The sequence below is a fragment of the Brasilonema sp. UFV-L1 genome (assembly GCF_012912105.1).
Lineage (GTDB): Bacteria > Cyanobacteriota > Cyanobacteriia > Cyanobacteriales > Nostocaceae > Brasilonema.
Genome location: NZ_QMEA01000071.1, coordinates 25,806 through 31,964 on the forward strand (window position 1 = coordinate 25,806; position 6,159 = coordinate 31,964).

Annotated in this window: 6 protein-coding genes; all 6 read left to right on the forward strand. The window is 40.1% G+C overall.

What is annotated here, in order from left to right; genetic code table 11:
- Positions 1–4 precede the first annotated feature (4 nt).
- Positions 5–964 carry a DUF1822 family protein gene (locus tag DP117_RS20380; RefSeq protein WP_169220080.1) on the forward strand — a complete coding sequence of 320 codons (960 nt, stop codon included), beginning with the start codon at positions 5–7 and terminating at the stop codon, positions 962–964.
- A gap of 139 nt (positions 965–1,103) precedes the next feature.
- Positions 1,104–3,404 (forward strand): CHASE2 domain-containing protein, encoded by a 2,301-nt coding sequence (locus DP117_RS20385; RefSeq protein ID WP_169220081.1) that lies wholly within the window; start codon positions 1,104–1,106, stop codon positions 3,402–3,404.
- Between the two features lie 65 nt (positions 3,405–3,469).
- On the forward strand, positions 3,470–4,249 hold the full coding sequence (locus DP117_RS20390) for a DUF928 domain-containing protein (protein WP_169220082.1): 780 nt from the start codon (positions 3,470–3,472) through the stop codon (positions 4,247–4,249).
- Between the two features lie 156 nt (positions 4,250–4,405).
- Positions 4,406–4,537, forward strand: coding sequence for a hypothetical protein (locus DP117_RS37025; RefSeq protein ID WP_282440309.1), 132 nt, complete (start codon positions 4,406–4,408; stop codon positions 4,535–4,537).
- 210 nt (positions 4,538–4,747) lie between these two features.
- Positions 4,748–5,293: a hypothetical protein gene (locus DP117_RS20395; protein WP_169220083.1), complete on the forward strand. Its 546-nt coding sequence runs from the start codon at positions 4,748–4,750 to the stop codon at positions 5,291–5,293.
- 17 nt (positions 5,294–5,310) lie between these two features.
- Positions 5,311–6,159 (forward strand): filamentous hemagglutinin N-terminal domain-containing protein (locus DP117_RS20400; protein WP_248277742.1); only part of this gene is annotated, 849 nt, incomplete at its 3' end.

Genomic DNA, 6,159 nt, shown 5'->3' on the forward strand with positions numbered 1-6,159 from the left:
ACAAATGAGAGGAAATTTATCAGAAGCTTTAACCTTTACGGTACCGATAAGCTTAGAAGCTCACGCACTTGCAGAACGTTTCCGAAAAAAACATAGGAGTCATCAGAAAGCTAAACAGGTTTATCTCAATACTTTGGCAGTATTTGCTGTCCAATTTTATCTGCGTTGTATGGAAATTCAAACATCTTGGTCGGCAAGTTTAAGTTGTCACCCTTTCATACAAACTCTCATGGATATTGCTGATTTAGAAGTTATTGGTTTCGGAAAAATAGAGTGTCTCCCGGTGTTACCAAACCAGAAAGTTATTCATGTTCCACCAGAAGTTTACTCAGATAGAATTGGCTATGTAGCTGTACAGTTTGAGTCATCACTTGAAGAAGCAACACTCTTGGGATTTGTCAAAACAGTTCCTGATAGTGGTGACTTACTTCTAAGCCAGTTAGGCTCGCTTGAAGATTTGCTTATACATCTGAACCAACCAATTGAAAAAGTTCAACAGCCAACTCACTTGAGCCAGTGGTTGATGAATATTGTTGATGCTGGTTGGCAAACTATAGAATCGCTTTTGAATCCGCAACAATCAGAACTCGTTTTTAGATTTAGAGGAACTGAACAAACTTTAGCTCTTCACCCAGAGAATTCAAATTCTAGTCTACAGAAAGGTAAACTCCTAGACTTAGGACGAGATTCAAAAAGTCAAATCATCGCTTTAGTGGTAGGATTGCTCCCAGCTTCTAGAGAAGAAATAAATATCGGTGTCAAAGTGTACCCAACTGGTATTCAAAATTACTTACCAGAAGAACTTGAACTGATAGTATTGGATTCAGATGGAATAGCAGTCATGCAGGCAACCGCAAGAAACACAAAGAGTATTCAATTAAACTTTAGTAGCGAAATTGGAGAACGTTTTAGCGTTAAAGTTACTTTAGGTGATGTCAGCTTTACAGAGCTTTTTATAACCTAAAGATTAGTGTACAAAATGACTTGTGCTCTGTGGAATAGCTATGTTTAAATTGTTAAGGATTTGACTAAATGTAAAAACTCTCACGATTTGTTAGTGTTATTTTGACACTTCAAAATCATCCCAAATTTCAAATGGTTCTATGGCGAAGTTAGTTGTTCTCAAAATGGATGGTGATTTAGAATATCAGGGATTTCGGGTGACACTAGAGATTGGCTCAGATTGTGCTCCCCCAGAAATAGAAATCTCTGGCAAATTACCACCATGTCCCGACTTGGCTACCTACCTGTGCCAGTGGCAACACAAGTATCGCAGTTTAGGAATGCCAAGTCGCATCAAGCCACAAGAAATTATTTACGATGGTTCTATCACAACGCGAATTTCAGAATGCCGTCAAAAAGCTAAAGTATTAATTGACTGCTTACAAAGATGGTTTGATTCTCAGGAATTTCGCAGTGTCAACAACACATTACGCGAAGAATTAAAACGGGATGAAGTTATTCGAGTACTCATTCGCACCGAGAATCTGGAATTACAAAGAATTCCCTGGCATTTGTGGGATTTCTTTGATAGATACTCGTTAGCAGAATTTGCCCTAACGACAACAGCATCACAAACTCCTCCAAAACCACTACGTAAACCCAAAGTTAGAGTTTTGGCGATTCTGGGAAATAGTAGTGGAATTGATGTTCAAATAGACCGTCAGTTGTTAGAAAATTTACAAAATGCTGAAACAGTTTTTTTAGTAGAACCGCAACGCAAAGAGTTAAACAATTATCTTTGGCAGCAGTGGGATATTCTATTTTTCGCCGGGCATAGTGAAACTGCTGATGATATTGGTCGTATTTATATTAATAAAACTGACAGCTTAACAATTGAAGAGTTAGAGTTCGGTTTAAAAAGAGCGATCGCACAAGGTTTACAGCTAGCAATTTTTAACTCCTGTGATGGTTTAGGATTAGGACGGCAATTAGCTTCTTTAAACATCCCGCAAATGATTGTCATGCGGGAACCCATACCAGATGAAGTAGCACAAGAATTTTTAAAGCATTTTCTAGTCGCTTTTTCGAGTGGTAAATCTTTGTATCTGGCTTCACGGGAAGCAAGAGAAAAGCTGCAAGGGTTGGAAGATAAATTTCCAAATGCGACTTGGTTACCAGTCATTTTCCAAAATCCCAGAGTTGTCCCCTTGACTTGGCGAGAATTAAGCACTCAAAAAACCAATCCTAAACGTCAAATTCTGACTGTGCTTATGGTGAGTGTGCTTGTCACAAGCATAGTCATGGGAATGCGCTATTTCGGAATGCTACAATCTTTTGAATTGCAAGCTTATGACCATTTAATGCAACTGCGACCCGGAATTGAAACTTCAGATCCACGTCTAGTGATAGTTACTGTTGATGAAGCAGATATTCGTTATCAAAACGAGAAGGGGATGAAAAGGACTGGATCGCTTTCGGATAAAGCACTGACTCAATTGCTGCAAAAACTTGAGCAGTATCAACCAACAACTATCGGTATAGATATTTATCGGGATTTCTCTGTAGATCCTAACTATGAAAATTTAATCAATCGCCTCAAGCAGGATTCACGTATTTTTGCGGTGTGCAAAGTTTCTGCTAATTCTGATAACGCACCTGACGGTATCCATCCCCCGTACGAAGTTCCAACAGAACGCCAGACTTTTAGTGATTTTGTGGTAGATGATGATGAAATCCCACGTCGGCAATTATTGTATTTAACTCCTTCCCTTAAATCTCCTTGTACCGCAGAGAATGCTTTAAGCCTTCAGCTTGCGCGTCACTATTTGCTTTCTAAAGGTATTAAAGCAGATATCACCCCACAAGGGTATTTAAAAATTGGCAACGTTTTATTTAAACCATTAAAAGAGCATACTAGCGGTTACCAAACAGTCGATGCATCCGGATATCAAGTGCTGCTGAATTATCGTTCGCTACGGACTGAGCAAAATATTGCTGAGACTGTATCTCTCAGAGATATCCTTAATAACAATAACCAAATTAATTCTGAGTTGTTAAAAAATCGTATTGTTCTTATTGGCGTCACAGCCCCAAGTACTGCTGATTATTGGAAAACTCCCTTTTATAAAAAGAAAATACAAAAGAAAATACCAGGAGTGTTCGTGCAAGCGCATATGGTCAGCCATATTCTCAGTGCTGTTGAAGATGGTAGACCTTTGTTGTGGTGGTGGTCTTGGTGGATGGAAGCACTTTGGGTTTGGGTATGGTCGTTGGTGGGAGGAATGATCGCATGGCGCTACTCAAAGCCTGAGTATCTTGGGTTAGCAGTAGCAGGAGTGCTATCAATATTATTTGCAATTTGTTTTGTCATCTTTACACAAGCTGGATGGATACCACTAATTCCACCTGCCTTGACATTAATATTAACAGCTATGGCTGTGGTAGGGAAAATACGAAAATAAAATTCCGGAATACAGGTATTGCGTCTTGATGTTATATGGTGACATCGGCATTTGGACGTTGAATTATGAAACTTGCTGGCGTTATCCCTGTGATACTCCTGTGTCTTGCGAGTTACTCTCCACAAGTACATGCACAGGTTGTTCAACCAGTCAAGAATAAGAATGCAAATACACAAAACCGCCTTGAGAAATTGAACTTTCCACGTAGTGGCGCACCCACTGGTCGCCGTCAAGGAGCGGCAAGCCGTAATGGCTGCCCAGACGTAAAACAGCCCGTAACTGCCCTAGTTCCTGGTGAGGGAAGTGTCAATGAATCGATATCTTTCTTAACATTAACAGTCTCTGAGTATCCAACCTTTTGGGTTTATCTTCCTGACTTACCCACGAATCTGCGTTCTGGAGAGTTTGTGTTTCAGGATGAGAGAGGCAGAAATATTTACAAGACATTTTTAACATTGCCCCAAAAGTCTGGTGTCATTGGCATGACTCTGCCACAAAATCCGCAATATGCCCTCAGGCAAGACAACAAGTATCAATGGTATTTTAAAGTTTATTGTGGCAATCCAGAAAACACATCTGATTATTATTACGTTAAAGCATGGGTGCAAAAAGTTGCGCTTACCCCGAATCTTGAAAGTCAGTTAAAAGCAGCTAAACCAGAAGAATACACTGTCTATGCTGTTAATCAAATTTGGCAGGATGCTTTAACAAGTTTAGCTGATATGCGTCGTACTAATTCAGGTTCATCCGTGCTTACACAGGATTGGACTAATTTGTTAAAAGCTGTTGGGTTAGAAGAGTTTGCCAATGCGCCGATTGTTGGGCGTTATGGTGTGGAAAGGTAATCGTGATTTTGCGCTCAAGCGTAGATAAACAGAGTGTTCTAATTTTGATAGAAAAAATGTTATAATATAAACCTTTCGTAAGTATTTTGTTAATAAGAACTAAGCAGTTAACAGGGCGCTGACTTAACCACAACTTCTTAAAGAGCGGTATTTGGGATGAATCGATACACGAGTGTGTTGGCGTTGGAGGTTGGTGTAAGAGAATTTGTTAGTGCTCGGGAGAGCGATACGCTTTGCGTCAAGCCTCCGGCTTATCGCCCAAGTTGGCAGGACAAAATCTTCGACTAAAACGTCAAGTTTTGTGAATATTTTTTGGTTAAATCATAAAAGTTTGGAGATTGAACTGATATATAAACCGGGGCTGACAACATTCATAGAGTAAAGTGTGTTTGTTCTTATGGGAGGCAAACTTCTGACCATTTGGTTAGTGTTGATTTTTATCAGCAATGACTCAGAGTGAGCTTAACTCCTGTTGCTTAGTAAGAGGGAATTTCTGATATGACTCAAAGCTGGAAAAGTTGGAACTGGAAATTGTGGCTATTGGGCTTGCTGGTGGCTTGTGGAGTCATCGCTACCTCTGGAGATTACACTTTGGCCCAGAACAGTATAACCGTGCAATCTCTGACAGATTCAGGTTCTACAGTTCAAGCCGCTAGTCTTTTAATCGATACACGAGATCAATTCCTCTTTGAAAAACAATTTTCTAAATTAGACTTTACAAGTTTAAACCTACAATCTACTGCCAACAATCCTTCACTAGACCAGATATATTTACAGATAAACGGACAAATAGCTACACCTGAGTCCACCATGAACCCTGGTGTGAAAGCTGGAGATACCGTTCAACTTAATTCAGGATGTCTTTTTTATAGCTCAGTGACTCTTGAAATTAATCGCTTGACAAATGATGGAAAGAACGAAAAAATTCCCAAGACTGTGAATAGCTGTAATTTATTTCCATCTTCATCGTCACTTGAATTCATCAGTAAGAATACGTCGGCACACTACATACTGAACTACAACTGTTCTAAAGTTAATAACTGACTGAGGCAATGGATATCATGAGAAAGTACATTCTCAGCCTTTGGATCATCAGCGGAATTAGTATCTACTCTCTAGCTACCATAGATTCTATTCAGGCTCAAGAAACTCAAATCGTTCCGGATGGCACCCTCCCCACTAATTCCGTCGTCACACCCCAAGGCAATATCCAAACTATTACTGAGGGAACAGTAACAGGTTCCAACCTTTTCCATAGCTTTGGGCAATTCAACATCAAAGCTGGAGATAAAGCGGATTTTGTTAGTCCTAGCTCGAATATCGAGAATATTTTAGTTCGAGTGACGGGTGGTAGTCGCTCGGAAATTATGGGTACTCTCGCTACCTCTGGGCTTTCCAATCCCAATTTGTTTCTGATTAATCCCAGTGGGATAGTCTTTGGACCGAATGCCAGTTTGAACATTGGTGGTTCATTTGTGGCGACGACAGCCAATGCGCTGCAATTTGGCAATCAAGGGTTTTTCAATGCTTCTGTGCCAAATAATCCCGCATTACTGACGGTTGAGCCTTCTGCCTTTCTATTCAATCAAATTGCGGCTCAAGGTTCCATCACTAATGAATCTAGAACACCTCTAGAAGTTTTTACTGGTAAAAGTTTGTTGTTAGTGGGCGGTAATGTCAGCTTGGATGGTGGAATCTTACAGACTAGTGGTGGTCGAGTCGAGTTAGCAGGATTGGCAGGACAAGGAACAGTAGAGCTAAATTTTGACAGCGATAATCTAAGTTTGAATTTTCCTGAAAATGTAGCGTTCGCAAATGTCTCACTCACCAAAGCAGAAATATCTGCTCTGGACGGCGGTAGTATTGCGATCGCTGCAAAGAATTTAGCTCAAACAAAAAGAAGCCCCACA